This is a genomic window from Mesorhizobium sp. M0772 (genome assembly GCF_040320135.1).
Taxonomy (GTDB): Bacteria; Pseudomonadota; Alphaproteobacteria; order Rhizobiales; family Rhizobiaceae; genus Mesorhizobium.
Map to the genome: position 1 here is coordinate 14,319 of NZ_JAMYPB010000027.1, position 13,861 is coordinate 28,179.

The 13,861-nt window shown below is 62.3% G+C and carries 14 protein-coding genes; 9 read left to right on the forward strand and 5 right to left on the reverse strand.

Annotated elements, in window-relative coordinates; translation table 11 throughout:
- The first annotated feature begins 175 nt into the window (after nucleotides 1-175).
- Nucleotides 176-448 carry an HU family DNA-binding protein gene (locus tag NKI06_RS18515; RefSeq protein ID WP_023669423.1) on the forward strand — a complete coding sequence of 91 codons (273 nt, stop codon included), beginning with the start codon at nucleotides 176-178 and terminating at the stop codon, nucleotides 446-448.
- A gap of 91 nt (nucleotides 449-539) precedes the next feature.
- Here the strand turns inward: NKI06_RS18515 and NKI06_RS18520 are convergent, their stop codons facing one another.
- Entirely contained in the window at nucleotides 540-1,562 is a 1,023-nt protein-coding gene (locus tag NKI06_RS18520) for an aldo/keto reductase (protein WP_352986544.1), read from the reverse strand.
- A gap of 184 nt (nucleotides 1,563-1,746) precedes the next feature.
- Between NKI06_RS18520 and NKI06_RS18525 the strand changes: the two genes are divergently transcribed.
- A complete protein-coding gene (locus NKI06_RS18525; protein ID WP_352986546.1) occupies nucleotides 1,747-2,313 on the forward strand; it encodes an SIS domain-containing protein in 567 nt (188 codons plus the stop codon).
- Nucleotides 2,314-2,316: 3 nt separating this feature from the next.
- On the forward strand, nucleotides 2,317-3,060 hold the full coding sequence (locus tag NKI06_RS18530) for a creatininase family protein (RefSeq protein ID WP_352986548.1): 744 nt from the start codon (nucleotides 2,317-2,319) through the stop codon (nucleotides 3,058-3,060).
- A 112-nt stretch (nucleotides 3,061-3,172) separates the two neighbouring features.
- On the opposite strand, the gene NKI06_RS18535 is transcribed toward NKI06_RS18530, so the two are convergent.
- From NKI06_RS18535 to NKI06_RS18545, 3 genes are all read right to left on the reverse strand, one after another.
- Nucleotides 3,173-4,090 carry a carbohydrate ABC transporter permease gene (locus NKI06_RS18535; protein ID WP_023669427.1) on the reverse strand — a complete coding sequence of 306 codons (918 nt, stop codon included), beginning with the start codon at nucleotides 4,088-4,090 and terminating at the stop codon, nucleotides 3,173-3,175.
- A 9-nt stretch (nucleotides 4,091-4,099) separates the two neighbouring features.
- On the reverse strand, nucleotides 4,100-5,215 hold the full coding sequence (locus NKI06_RS18540) for a carbohydrate ABC transporter permease (RefSeq protein ID WP_023705032.1): 1,116 nt from the start codon (nucleotides 5,213-5,215) through the stop codon (nucleotides 4,100-4,102).
- A 98-nt stretch (nucleotides 5,216-5,313) separates the two neighbouring features.
- Nucleotides 5,314-6,978: an ABC transporter substrate-binding protein gene (locus tag NKI06_RS18545; protein WP_023669429.1), complete on the reverse strand. Its 1,665-nt coding sequence runs from the start codon at nucleotides 6,976-6,978 to the stop codon at nucleotides 5,314-5,316.
- Between the two features lie 273 nt (nucleotides 6,979-7,251).
- Between NKI06_RS18545 and NKI06_RS18550 the strand changes: the two genes are divergently transcribed.
- From NKI06_RS18550 to NKI06_RS18570, 5 genes are all read left to right on the forward strand, one after another.
- Nucleotides 7,252-8,304 carry an ABC transporter ATP-binding protein gene (locus tag NKI06_RS18550; protein WP_352538792.1) on the forward strand — a complete coding sequence of 351 codons (1,053 nt, stop codon included), beginning with the start codon at nucleotides 7,252-7,254 and terminating at the stop codon, nucleotides 8,302-8,304.
- A gap of 41 nt (nucleotides 8,305-8,345) precedes the next feature.
- Nucleotides 8,346-8,798 carry an RbsD/FucU family protein gene (locus NKI06_RS18555; protein WP_023834209.1) on the forward strand — a complete coding sequence of 151 codons (453 nt, stop codon included), beginning with the start codon at nucleotides 8,346-8,348 and terminating at the stop codon, nucleotides 8,796-8,798.
- A 4-nt stretch (nucleotides 8,799-8,802) separates the two neighbouring features.
- On the forward strand, nucleotides 8,803-9,732 hold the full coding sequence (rbsK, locus tag NKI06_RS18560; protein ID WP_352986551.1) for a ribokinase: 930 nt from the start codon (nucleotides 8,803-8,805) through the stop codon (nucleotides 9,730-9,732).
- 273 nt (nucleotides 9,733-10,005) lie between these two features.
- Nucleotides 10,006-10,809: an alpha/beta fold hydrolase gene (locus tag NKI06_RS18565; RefSeq protein WP_352986553.1), complete on the forward strand. Its 804-nt coding sequence runs from the start codon at nucleotides 10,006-10,008 to the stop codon at nucleotides 10,807-10,809.
- Between the two features lie 130 nt (nucleotides 10,810-10,939).
- Complete coding sequence (locus NKI06_RS18570) at nucleotides 10,940-11,575, forward strand: SGNH/GDSL hydrolase family protein (RefSeq protein WP_352986555.1); 636 nt, start codon at nucleotides 10,940-10,942, stop codon at nucleotides 11,573-11,575.
- 61 nt (nucleotides 11,576-11,636) lie between these two features.
- Here NKI06_RS18570 and NKI06_RS18575 read toward each other — a convergent pair whose 3' ends face one another.
- Complete coding sequence (locus tag NKI06_RS18575; RefSeq protein WP_023829453.1) at nucleotides 11,637-12,650, reverse strand: NADP-dependent oxidoreductase; 1,014 nt, start codon at nucleotides 12,648-12,650, stop codon at nucleotides 11,637-11,639.
- Nucleotides 12,651-12,742: 92 nt separating this feature from the next.
- Between NKI06_RS18575 and NKI06_RS18580 the strand changes: the two genes are divergently transcribed.
- The gene (locus NKI06_RS18580) at nucleotides 12,743-13,675 is read left to right on the forward strand and encodes a LysR family transcriptional regulator (RefSeq protein ID WP_352986557.1); all 933 of its coding nucleotides are present in this window, start codon (nucleotides 12,743-12,745) and stop codon (nucleotides 13,673-13,675) included.
- Nucleotides 13,676-13,861: the final 186 nt, after the last annotated feature.

A 13,861-nucleotide genomic window follows, 5' to 3' on the forward strand; every position in this document is an offset into this window, starting at 1 on the left:
ACAAAGAGAGAGCCGGGCCTTGAGCCCGGCTTTTTCATGTGAAAAACCCACCTTTTCCGGGCTTTTTTCAACTTATTTCCGGCTTTTTGACTTGGGTTTGCGAGCGCTTCTTTCTAAAGTCCCTCTCCTGCCGGATGAGTCGAAAGTTCCGGTTTTCTCATGGAAGGGAATTTTTATGAACAAGAACGAACTGGTTTCCGCTGTCGCTGAATCCGCGAGCATTTCGAAGGGTGACGCACAGTCGGCGGTTGAGGCGGTGTTCTCCGTCATCACTGGCGAACTGAAGAAGGGCGGCGATGTACGGCTCGTCGGCTTCGGAAATTTCACCGTCTCCAAGCGTGCGGCATCGACTGGCCGCAACCCGCAGACTGGCGCGGAAGTGAAGATTCCGGCGCGTACCGTGCCGAAGTTCTCGGCCGGCAAAGGCCTCAAGGACGCGGTCAACTAAAAATTTTTTCAGAGAATGTTGAAAAGCCGGGTTCGCCCGGCTTTTCTTTTGCCTCGATGGCGGCAGGCCGTCAGCCCGCTGAGGCGCGCCTTCAGCCCACCGGCGCATCCGCGCGCATCAGGCCTTCCTGCTTGAGGTCCGCCCACAGCGCCGCGGGCAGCTTGGCATCGAGCAGGGCGCGGTTGCTTTCGACTTCACTCGGCCGCTGGCCGCCGGGGATGACCGACACCACGGAAGGGTGCAGCAGCGGAAACTGCAGCGCCGCCTCGATCAGCCTGACGCCATGGCGCTCGCAGACGGCCTCGATGCGCCCGACGCGTTCCATGATGTCACTTGGCGCCTCGGAGTAATTGTAATAGGCGCCTGGCTTCGGCCCAGTCGCCAGGATGCCGGAATTGTAAGGACCGCCGAGAACGATGCCGATGCCGCGTTGCTCACAGAGCGGCAGTAAGGTGGCAAGCGCTTCCTGTTCCAGCAGCGTGTAGCGCCCGGCCAGCAGGAACAGGTCGAAGTCGCCACGCTCCGCCAGCGTCTGGCAAACCTCCCATTCGTTGATGCCGCCGCCGAAGGCCTTGATCACGCCCTGGTCGCGCAGCGCAACCAGTCCGTTGTAGCCCGAGGCCATGAATTCCTCGATGCGCTGGTCTGACGCCTCCTTGCTGCCATGGGTGAAGATGTCGAGGTCATGGACGAAAAGGATGTCGATGCGGTCGACGCCAAGCCGTTCCAGCGACGCCTCGAACGAGCGCATGACGCCGTCGTAGCTGTAGTCGTAGACCTCCTTGCGCGTCGGTGTGTCGAAGAACTTGCCGATGCCGGTTCGTTCCTCCGGCGGGCAGGCGCGCAACAGGCGACCGACCTTGCTCGACAGCACATAATCGTCGCGCTTCCTGCCGCGCAGGAAGGCATTGAGCCGTGTTTCGGCAAGGCCCAGGCCATAGAGCGGCGCGGTGTCGTAGTAACGGCAGCCGGTCGCCCACGCCGCCTCCAGCGTGGCGTTGGCATCCGCGTCGGGGACGGCGCGGTAAAGGTTGCCGAGCGGCGCGCTGCCGAAGCCAAGCTCGGTGAAGTCGAGGCCGCCATTGCCGATGCGGTCGAAATGCCGTGTCTTCATGTCGTGCTGATTTCCTGGATTGATTGTCTGACATGACACTATCACGCCGCTGGCTCAGCAAAAGCCGCCATGGCCGTTGGACAGGCATTTTCGCGGTGATAGCATGAACAAAAACAAGCCTTTTTGCGAAAGCGCGCAACCCGAAATCACCGGCCACAAACCCAGCCGGACAGATGGGACTCTCATGACGAATGCCGGCTCGGATATGTTTTCGACCGCCCTGCAAGAGCTGGGCGCCGTACTGGCGCGCGTCGACGAAGCCGGCATCTACACCGCCTGCGAAACCCTGGCCCGCGCGCAAAAGATCGTCGTCTATGGCTGCGGCCGCGAGGCCTTGCAGCTCAAGGGTTTCGCCATGCGCCTCTATCACCTTGGCCTTGAGGTGTCGGTGGTCGGCGACATGAACACGCCACCGCTTGGCCTAGCCGATGTCTTCCTGGTCAGTTCCGGCCCGGGCGAGACGACGACGGTGCTTACCTTGATGCAAGTCGCCCGCCAGGCCGGCGCCACCGTGCTTTTGCTCACCGCCGAGGCAGGCAGTAGTGCGGTCGCGCTTGCCGACTTCACCTTGCTGATCCCGGCGCAGACCATGGCGCGTGACCAGGGGCCACAAAAGACATCGCTGCTGCCGATGGGCTCGGTCTTCGAAGGGGCGCTGTTCCTGCTGTTCGAGGTGATGGTGCTGAAGCTCAAGGCGCTGACCGGCCAGTCGTCCGAGGCCATGCGCACCCGCCACACCAACATGGAATAGATCATGCGCTACGAACTGATGTTGCCGCACCAGATCCGCAAGGCGATCGCCGAGAACTGGCCGGTCGCTCTCCCGCTCGGCGTGCTCGAATATCACGGCGAGCACATGGCTGTCGGCATGGACACGCTGGCCGTCGTCAAGACGCTGGAGCTCTACGAGAAGGAGGCCGACATCGTCATCCTGCCGGCTTTCTACTACGGTGCGGCGAGCTATGTGGTGGCAGCACCTGAAGGCAACGGCTCGGTGCAGGTCGGCGGCAACCAGCTGGCGCCGTTCGCCGAAGAATTGTTCTACAGCCTGCTGCGCATCGGCTTTCGTAACATCAACGCCATCATACACCACCAGACCGAGAACTTTGCCGCCGGCATGCCGACCGATCTCGCCTTCAAGGCCGCCGGCCGCCAGGCGATCTTCCGCTTCCTCGAGAAGCAGCGCGGCGAGGGCTGGTGGGGCTCAGACGGGATGGCCGATTATTATGCCGGGCACGCCGCCGGCGAGAATTTCTTCAACTGGGTGCAGGTGCACCCGCTAATGTCGGCTGCCATGAACGGGAAGTATCCGTTCGATCATGCCGGCATCGGCGAGACGTCGCTGATGCTGGCGCTGTGTCCGGAAGCGGTCGATGCCGGGCGTTTTGCGGACAATACAAGCTGGTACACGGCGAGTGCCAAGGACGCCTCGGCGGAGCTTGGGCAGAAGGGCGTCGCGATGATCATGGATCATCTCACGGAAATCCTGAGGCGCTAGCTACGAGACTGTCGGGCGGCTTTCGTATTTTCGTTATCTTAGGGTGTGCGCCGCGTCGCTTCGCTCCTTGCTTCGCCCTAGGATGACGAAGCGATGGGGGGCTGCCTCTCGCCTACTTCACCGCCCCAGCCGTCATGCCCATGATCAGATACCGCTCAAGCGCAATCCCGATGACCGCCAGCGGTGCGATCGCGGCGGTGGCAAGAGCCGCCATCGACCACCAGTTGATGCCTTGCGAGCCGGTCTGGCTCGCCACCATGACCGGGATGGTCTTGGCGTCGGTCGAGGTCAGCAGCGCGGCGAAAAAATACTCGTTCCAGCACAGCACCATCGCCAGGATGAAAGCGGCGACCATGCCCGGCAGCGCAATCGGCATGACGATGCGGAAAAAAGCGCCCCAGATCGACAGGCCGTCGACCAGCGCTGCCTCCTCGAGCTCGACCGGGATCGAGTTGAACTGGTCGCGCATGATCCAGATGACGATCGGCAGCACCATCAGCGTGTAGAGCAGGATCAGGCCGATGCGTGTGTCGAGCAGGCCGACCTCGCGGTAGAGCACCAGGAAGGGCAGGGCCAGCACCACCGGCGGTAGGATCAGCTGCGACAGGAAGAAGAAGGAGATGTCCTCGTTCTTGAACCAGGCGAACTGATAGCGGTAGCGGGTCAGCCCATAGGCGGCGAGGCTGCCAATGACGATGGCGAGGCTCGACGCACCGACCGAGGTGATGACCGAATTCATGAAGCGCTTGAAAAACTCCTCCCGCACCGTCGAGGTCTGGAAGATCGAATCCGGCGACAGGCCGAGCGAGCGCCAGCCCTTCCAGTCCGGCTGGAAGTCGACGAACGGGATGAGGTGTCCTTGCGTGACGTCGACCGCGGTCTTGAACGAGGTGGTGATGGTCCAGTAGATCGGGAACAGGCAGATGAAGGCCCAGAACGCCAGCGCGCCATAGATGAAGATGCGATTGGCCAGAAAACCCAGCGGTGAGCGGATTTCCGAGGCAGCATAGTCGGTGGTCTGGACGCTCATTGTGCCTCGTCAGTTCACGTTGCGCACGAAGCGATTGGCGAATTTCAACAGCCAGGTCACGAACACGACGATGATGACGAGATAGGCCATCGCCAGCATGGTGCCGTAGCCGACATTCGAACGGTCGCGGTATTCGCGGTAGATGAAGCTCGACACTGAATCCGTGGCGCCGCCGGGGCCGCCGGAGGTGACGGTAATGATGATGTCGGCAAGCTTCAGCTTGAAGATGATGCGCAGGATCACCGCCGTGACCGACACCGGCAGCATCAGCGGGAAGGTGACCTGCCAGAAAGTCTGCCAGGGCGTGGCGCCATCGACGCGCGCCGCTTCCAGCACGTCGCGCGACATCGCCTGCAGGCCGGCAAGCAGCATGATCATCATGAACGGGATGAAGGTCCAGGCGTCGAGCACCATGATCGAGATGCGGGCGGTGATCGGGTTGGAGAAGAAGGCGGGGTTTTCCCAGCCGAAATGGCGCGCCAGCGTCGCCGCCGGCCCGAAACGGTACTCCATCAGCGATTTGCCGATCATCCACGACACCGCGACCGGCGACAGCATCAGCGGCATCAGGAAGACGACTCGGAAGAATTTGCGCGCCCGGATCTGCGCGTTGAGCAGCAGCGCCAGGCCGAAGGCAATCACATACTCAACCAGCACGGCGAGCACATAAAGCACCATGTTGAACAGCGCGTTGCGGTAGTAGGGATCGGCCAGCATCTGCCAGAAATTGTCGAGCCCGTTGAACTTGCGGCCGGAAAAGGACGACAGGTTCCAGTCGGTCAGCGCGATATAGAAGCCGAACAGCGTCGGGAAGATCACCATGGCGATGGTGAACAGCAGCGCCGGCAGCAGGAACAGCGCGCGCTGGCCGTCCTCGCCGCGCGTCAGCACCTGGCCGATGCCAAGCGTCACGCCCCACAGAACATAGGCGTAGACGATCGGACGCCAGGTCTCGAAGCCGAGCGTGGTGATCTCGTTCTTGTAGAGGATCTCAAACGCGATCACCGCCAGCAGGCCAAGCGTGGCGGCCGCCATCAGGGCAAAACCCGCCCGCTTGCGGGCCGGCGAGATCAGATCGGCTGGGCCGGCGTTGGCCGGCCATACATTGGTGGTCTGGTCAGCCACGCGTCCCCGTCCGTTTAAAAAATCAAGCCTGCGACCGGCCCGAGCCGGTCAGGTCCGGCGGCTTGCACCGCCGGACCTGTTGTCACGATAGGATCAGCCTACACGCCGAGCGAGGCCTTGTAGAGCTTGATCTGGTTTTCGCGGCCGATCTGGTCGGTCAGCTTCTCCCAGGCCGCGGCAATGGCGTCGGCGCCTTCCTGCGCCTTCATCTTGCCGGCGAATGTGTTGGCCAGAATGTCCTCGGCAGCCGAATAGTACTGGAAGATGCCGGGGATGCGCGGTTCGATCGCCGCGTTCGGATGGTTGTAGCTGTCGGCTTCCGACTTCAGATACGAGGTGATGAACGCCTCGTCGTAGCCTGCCGCCACCCATTCGGGAATGTCGAAATGCGAGTTGCGGTAGGGCTGGAAGCCGGACGGATACATCGCCGTCCAGATTGACAGGTCCTTGCCGCCGAGATGAGCGGCGGCCGACCATGCCGCTTTTTTCTTCTTTTCGTCCGTATCGACGCGGGCCATGACATAGACGCCCCAGCCGAGATAGGCACAGTTTGGCGCATAGTTCGGGCCGCTGGCGAGTTTGTCCCAGGCGCCGGTCTTGGCATTGTAGACGTCGTCGGATCCCGGCAGGATCGAGAAGCCGGTGACGTCGCCGATGACCGAGCTATCGTTGGTCTTGACGTTGGAGCCGACGTCGCCCCACCAGGTGACCATCGAACCGGTGCCGGCCAGGAACTGCTGGAAGGCTGTCGTGTTCGGGTCGGCGTTGATCTGGTCGGCGGGCTCCGACGGCAGCGCGTCGATGACGTCCTGGATGGCGCGCACCCAGGCCGGATTGTTGATGCGCGGCTTCATCGTGTCGGCATCGAACAGCCAGGCCTTGTCGTCGGGATGCTTGGCATAGGCGGTGGCGCGGCTGCCGAGGAAGTAGAAGCCGAAACCGCCCCAGGCCTTGGGCGCATCGAGATAGCCGAAGACGTCCTGATCCTTGAACTTCTTGCCCTTGAGGAATTTTGTGACGGCCTGGACTTCCTGCCAGGTCTTCGGCACACCCCATTCGGTGGCCGCGCCGCCGTCCTTCCACGCCTTGGCGAGGTCGGCATCGGCAAAAACGTCGGTGCGGTAATTGAAGTTGTGCGCATCGCCATCGACGGTGATCCGGTACTGCTTGCCGTCCCAGGTGCCGACCGGCGGCTGCAGATAGGCCACGACATCCTTCATGTCGATCTGCTCTTTGACCCAGTCGGGCATCTCGGACGTCAGGCCCTTGCCGCAGACATCGCCTTCGAAGGGCGCGCCCATCTCGATGATATCGAAGTCGACGGTGCCGGTGGCGATCGACTGCTGCAGGCGGGCATTGTAGTCGGCCTGCGCCAGGTCGATCCAGCTGATCTTGGCGCCGGTATAGGCCTCCCACGGCTTCAGGAAACCGCGGAACAGCACATTGTGCAGGTTCTGGTTGTTGAGGCCCATGAAGGTGAGCTCGACGCCGGCGAATTCGCCTTCCTTGACGTTGGCCTTGGTGGCTTCCAGGCAGAGTTCGCCGACCTTCTGGAAATCGGCATCCGTCGGCTGACCCTTGCCGACGCCGGGGATCTGCAGAATTTTGGAGCGTAGCTCGCTGGCGGCTTCAGCCGGGCGGGTGAAAGCGCCGAGCCCAGCGCCCGATGCGGCGGCGATCGCGGCCATCGAGGCCGCGCCTTTGAGTATGTCACGCCGGGTGGCACCCGCGCGGACGAGTTTTTCGTACAGACCGACTCTCATCTATTCCTCCCAGAACAACAGTCGTGAATTAAAATGCCAATCCCTCCGACGCCGAAACGTCGGCGGTTCTCCTTTATCATACGGGGACGTGGGACCCCACCCTGCGTCGCCTGGAGCTCCGATTTCCGGATAAAAATCCGACTGCCGGATTGGCAACAGCTAATATTTGCGTAATCGATTACCTTGTCAACACGAATGGCTTTTTATCGATAACATACCGACTTGCCCTTGCCGTTGGCAATGGCTAGCTTCACCGCGAGAAAAGGGGGGACGATGGCTCAAGTCGCGATCAGCAATGTGGCCAAGGCGTTCGGAACCGTCAAGGTCCTGCACGAGGTCAGCGTCGATATCGCCGATGGCCAGTTCGTGGTGTTGGTCGGCCCGTCGGGCTGCGGCAAGTCCACGCTGCTCAGGATGGTGGCCGGGCTGGAGACCGTCTCCGGCGGCACGATCGCCATTGGCGAGCGCATCGTCAACAATCTGCCGCCGGCCAAGCGCGACATCGCCATGGTGTTCCAGAACTACGCGCTCTATCCGCACAAGACGGTGGAGCAGAACATGGCGTTTGCGCTGAAGCTGCGCAAGACCGATCCAGCCGTGGTCGCCGAGCGGGTCAAGCGCGCCGCCGACATTCTCGACCTCAATCCGTACCTGAAACGTTATCCGCGCCAGCTATCCGGCGGCCAGCGCCAGCGCGTCGCCATGGGCCGCGCCATCGTGCGCAATCCGCAGGTCTTCCTGTTCGACGAGCCGCTCTCCAATCTCGACGCCAAGCTGCGCGTGCAGATGCGCACCGAGATCAAGGAACTGCACCAGCGGCTGAAGACCACCACCATCTACGTCACCCACGATCAGATCGAGGCCATGACCATGGCCGACAAGATCGTGGTCATGCGCGACGGCCGCATCGAGCAAGTCGGCGCGCCGTTGGAATTGTTCGACCGGCCGGCCAATCTGTTTGTCGCCGGCTTCATCGGCTCGCCGTCGATGAACCTGCTCAAAGGCGTGGTGCGCAAGGGCGACAAGGTCGAGATAGCAGGCACGCTGTTCCCGATTGCGGCCGGCAGCGCCGCCAAGGAGGGCCAGGCCGTGGTCTATGGCGTGCGGCCCGAGCATCTCGAAATTCATCCCGACGGCGTGCCGGCAAAAATCTCGGTGGTCGAACCGACCGGTTCCGAAACGCTGGTCTTCGTACGTTTCGGCGAGGGCGAGATGGTGGCGCTGTTTCGCGAGCGCCACGACTTCAAGCCCGGCGACACGCTCAATCTCAAGCCGCGCCTCGACCAGGTCCATCTCTTCGACGCCGAGACGGGCAACCGGCTCTGATTTCCAATCGACTTTGACCAAACTGTTTGACGAGGACTGCCATGCTCAAAGGGATCAACCCATTGCTCAATGCCGATGTGCTCCAAGCGCTCAGGGCAATGGGACACGGCGACGATCTGATCATCGCCGACACCAATTTCCCCGCCGATTCGGTGGCGCGCCAGACCGTGCTCGGCAAGCTGCTGCGCATCGATGCGCCGGCGGCCGATGTCGCCAAGGCGGTGCTGTCGCTCTATCCGCTCGACACTTTCGTCGACGACGCGGCCGCGCGCATGGAGATTGTCGGCAAGCCGGACGAGATTCCGCCGGTGCAAAAAGAGGTGCAGAAGGAGATCGACAAGGCCGAGGGCAAGGCCTGGCCGATGATCTCGGTCGAGCGCTATGCCTTCTACGAGCGCGCCAAGAAAGCCTATTGCGTCATCCAGACCGGGGAGCGCCGCTTCTATGGCTGCTTCGCCTTTCGCAAGGGCGTCGTGCCGCCGGACGCCGAGTAGGGCCATGGCGTCGGGCAAACCTGTCGTCATTCTGGGCGTTTTCGTCGCCGACACCGCTTACCGGGCCGATCGACAGCCGCGCATGGGTGAAACCATTCTTGGTAATTCCTTCAAGCTGGGACCGGGCGGCAAGGGCTCGAACCAGGCGGTGGCGGCAGGCAAGCTCGGCGCGGACGTCACCTTCCTGACCCGGCTTGGCGTCGATGCTTTCGCCGACATGGCCAAGGCGACCTGGGCAAAGGCGAGCGTCAAATCCGCCGTCATCGAGACGCCGCAAAGCTATACCGGCGCGGCCTATATCTTCATCGAGGAGACAACCGGCAACAACGCCATCATCGTCAGCCCGGGTGCGGCGATGCTGATCTCGTCTGAAGACATCGAGGCCAATGCCGGCCTGATCCGTGGAGCCGGCGTCTTCGTCACCCAGCTCGAACAGCCGATCGACGCGGCACTGCGCGCACTCGAGATCGCGCGCGGGGCAGGGGTGACCACCATTCTCAATCCGGCGCCGGCGGCCAAGCTGCCGGACCGCATCTACACGCTGTGCGACTATGTGACCCCCAACGAAACCGAGGCGGAGGAACTGACCGGCATCAAGGTTTCTTCGATCGACGACGCTCGCCGCGCCGCCGACAGCCTGCTCAAAAAAGGCGTCGGCTCGGTCATCATCACGCTCGGCGAAAAAGGCGCGCTGCTGCACACGGCCGCTCGGTCCGACCATGTCCCGGTGGTCAATGCCGGCGCAGTGGTCGAAACTACCGGTGCGGGCGATGCCTTCAATGGCGGCCTGGCCGCCGCACTCGCCAAAGGCGTGGAGCAGCTGCAAGCCGTCCGCTTCGCCTGCGCCGTCGCCGGCATTTCGGTGACAAGGCCGGGTACGGCGCCATCCATGCCGACGCTGCATGAGGTCGAGGCGCTGCTGGCCGAGGGGTGAGGTCGTTGCGGGAGAGATCGAGTTCAGATCCGACCGGATCTGAATTGCCTCATGCAAGACCATGATTCTAGACGATTATGTCACATTTCTCCTGAGGAGAAATGGCGCGAGTGACGGGGCTCGAACCCGCGACCTCCGGCGTGACAGGCCGGCGAAAACGCCTGATTAATCAACGAATGGTTTCAATTCCTCACGCTCTCGAATTTGCGGGAAAAAGCGCGAAATTGAAACTTGCTTATCAGAACTCCTCGTCAACTCCGCGAGATATTAACTTTGATCGACGCCTCCGCTGCTGCCAGCCTAGCGGCTGGACCGGGACAGACTGCTCCCGGCGACTTCTGGATCGGCTGGAGACGGCAGATCGATGCGCTCGCTTCCGCCGGATTCCGGGTCATCGTTCCCGACCAGAGGGGCTACAACACCAGTGACAAGCCGAAAGCCATCCGTGAATACACGCTCCCGAAGCTCGTCGGCGATGTCGTTGCCATCGCCGACGCGCTCGGCATCGGAAGGTTTCACCTCGTCGGTCATGACTGGGGCGGTATCGTCGCCTGGGCCGCAGGCGCAAAGCTGCCGCACCGCCTGGAAAGGCTCGTCATCCTGAACGCGCTCCATCCCGAGGTGCTGCTTGCCCATTCCTTGCGATCTCCGACCCAGTTCCTGCGGAGCAGCTATGCGGCCTTCTTCCAGTTCCCCTTGCTGCCGGAGGCTGTTCTGGGAGCAGGGCACTCGGCTCTGCTGGCACGGGCGCTCATCAAATCCAGCCGAACAGATGCCTTCACGGCGGAGGAAATCGCAGAGTATCGGCAGGCCTGGGGACGGCCGGGGGCGCTGACCGGCATGCTCAACTGGTATCGGGCGCTGCGCTTCCGCCCAAGCCTGAAGCAGCGGATCACGACACCGACCCTTGTACTGTGGGGGATGCAGGACCAAGCTCTGGAATATGGCCTGGCCGAGCGCAGTCTGGCCCTTTGCAACGATCGGGGCCTGCAGACGTTCGAGAAGGCGACGCATTGGGTACAGCGCGAAGAGGCCAGCGCGGTGAATGCCGCGCTTCTGGCGTTCCTGGACGGCTGAGATGCCGTTCCGTTCTGCAGGTGGCCTGACTCGCCGTGATCTCCTGACCGTGCTCGCTGCCGCAGTCACAACCCACCACCTTACCTCCTCTGCTGATGCAGCATTGGCAGAGGCCTCAACGGAGCATCCGATGCCACACGTCGTCCTTCTCGGGGATTCGATCTTTGACAACGCTGCCTATGTCGCGCGCGGGCCTGACGTAGTGCGGCAGCTGCGGGAGCGCTTGCCGGAGGGGTGGCGTGCAACGCTAAACGCCGTCGACGGCGCCGTCACAAGCGGCGTCGAGCGGCAGCTTGAACGGCTCCCCCAGGATGCTAGCCATCTTGTCGTCAGCGTCGGTGGCAATGATGCTCTTCGTCATGCAGGGATTCTGGAGCAGGGGGCCCGTTCGGTGGCCGAGGTTCTGGACAGGATCAGCGATATCCGGGAGGAATTCGAGCACGACTACTGTACGATGCTCGAGGGGGCGCTGGACCAAAACCTACCCACCGCTGTCTGCACGATCTACGAGGCGCGCTTTCCCGACCCACAGCGTCGTAGACTTGCCGCAACTGCCCTGACGGTCCTCAACGACGTCATCACCCGGGCGGCGTTCTCGCGCGGTTTGCCGCTCGTCGACCTGCGCTTGGTATCGAATGAGGACGCGGACTTCGCCAATCCTATCGAACCGTCAGTGCAAGGCGGCGCGAAGATCGCGGCAGCCATCGCGGCACTTGTAGTCGAGCACGATTCAGCCGGACGTCGGTCGGTGGTCTTCGTCGGCTAAACGGCGTAATCCCGCCCGATCGTCTGCACTCCCGATGGTCGGTCGGACTGAAAGCAACAATTCAGACGGCCAGCACGATCTTGCCTTGAATACTGCCGTCGGCGGCGCGCTCATGTGCGCGCGATGCCTCGGCCAGCGGGAATGTGCTGTCGATGACGACACGCACAAGGCCGTCGTCGATCAGGCGGGCGGCTTTTGCCAACTGCGCGCCATTGGATCGAACCTGTGTGGATGAGACCGTGATCCCCAGCCTCTCTGTCTCTTCGTGACCAGCGAAGCCCAGTGGGTTGACCAGGAACAGCGCGCCGCCCGGCTTCAGAACATGGAAGAAGCGCTCCATGTCCGCGCCGCCCACCGCGTCGAGGACAAGGTCGACGTCTCGGACGACATCTTCCGCCGCGGTTGTCTTGTAGTCGATGAATTGATCCACGCCGAGATCGCGCATCAGCGCCTCGTTCTTGGCCGATGTCACCGCGATGACGCGCGCGCACCGCCATTTCGCCAACTGGACGGCCAGATGCCCGACACCGCCTCCGGCACCATTGATGAGCACCGTCTTGCCGTCGAGGGGCACCGGCTCATGCGGTAAGGGCTGGAACGGATTCGGCTCGTCGTGGCCAAGTTCGATCAAGAACTGCCATGCCGTCAGAAGCGACATCGGCGCACCAGCCGCATGAATATGGTCGATGCCGGCTGGTTTCAACGCAACATGCGATGCCGGCACACTGACATAATGCGCGTAGGCATTGCTACCCGTCATCAAGTTATCGGGGAAGCGAACCATTGCGTAGACCTCGTCACCGATGCTGAACTCAGCGACGTCAGCGCCAACCGCTTCAATGACGCCCGACACGTCCGTGCCGAGAATCAGTGGGAAGGACGCGTTGGGTCGCCATTCTGGCGGCAGTGCGCGATAGCCATCCCGCAGATACCAGTCGGGCGGATTAAGCCCGGCCGCCTGGACTCGGACAAGCACCTCGCCGGGCTTCACACCCGGCCTAGGCGCGTCTTCGTACACCAGCATCTCGGGACCACCGAATGCGTGCAGACGGACTGCCTTCATCTTATCGCTCATTGGTGAAATCTCCGCTCATCCATGTCATTGGAGCGAATCTAGCGGCATGACCGCCGGTTGATAATCGGTGCCGATGGCGGTTAAGTAATGCCATGGTGGAACATATCACTTTGGATCGGCTCACTGGCATCATCGCCTTCGCGCGTGCGGGATCGCTGGGCAGCTACACGGCAGCGGCGCGCGCGCTGTCGATTTCCCCTTCGGCGGTCAGCAAGAGCGTCCAGCGGCTCGAGCGGCATTTAGGAGTGTCGCTGTTTACCCGTACAACGCGCTCGCTCACCTTCACGCCCGAAGGGCGCGACCTGCATGAGCGCGCGCTGCGTCTGCTACGCGAGGCGGAGGAAATAGAGCAGGCGGCAATGACCGCGCGCTCCGAACCATCGGGCACGTTGCGCGTGGCCGCGTCGCTGCCGATCGGACTGCATCTGATCGCTCCGGCTTTACCGGCTTTCCGTCGGCTCCATCCGAACCTGATCGTCGATCTCAGGCTGGGTGACCAGATGGTGGACATGATCGAGGAGGGGATCGATGTCGCCATACGCATCGGTGATCTGGCTGACACCCGGCTACTATCACGCAAGATCGCACCCCATCGGCTTTGCTGCTTCGCCTCGCCAGCCTATCTCGAGGAACGCGGCACACCGACCCATCCCGATCACCTGGAAGGGCACGACACCGTCAACCTTCGATATCAGAGCACAGGCCAGGCCTTTCGCTGGCCCTTCCGGATTGGCGACCGTGAAATCGAGATCGTGCCCAATTCCGGTGTGGTCGCCGATGCCAGCGATGCCGTGCTCATCATGCTTGCAGCCGGCGGTGGGATAGGCATAGGCGCCTCCTTCATGGCGGCTCCCTATGTGAAGCGCGGCGAACTGGTCCCAGTGCTGTCCACGTTCGCGGTCGAGCGAAACAATGTCACCGTGCTCTGGCCGGCAAGCCGACGCGCCAACCCCGCCGTGCGCGCCTTTCTGACCATGCTCGACGCCGCTTTCACTCTGCGAATGGCAGCTTCAAGCATTGACTGATCTGGCGCGGAAGGGTCGCTAAAGGGCGAAAGCGGTCAATCCTGCTGATTGGCTGAACGGCAGCTATTCCGGGCACAACGTCCAAAAGCTGCTATTCCGTTTCGGCCCCACTACAGGCCGCCCCTCCTCGTCGAATAGCATTAGACTAGTTGATCGGCTACAACGACCTAGATTGCTAGCAACGGG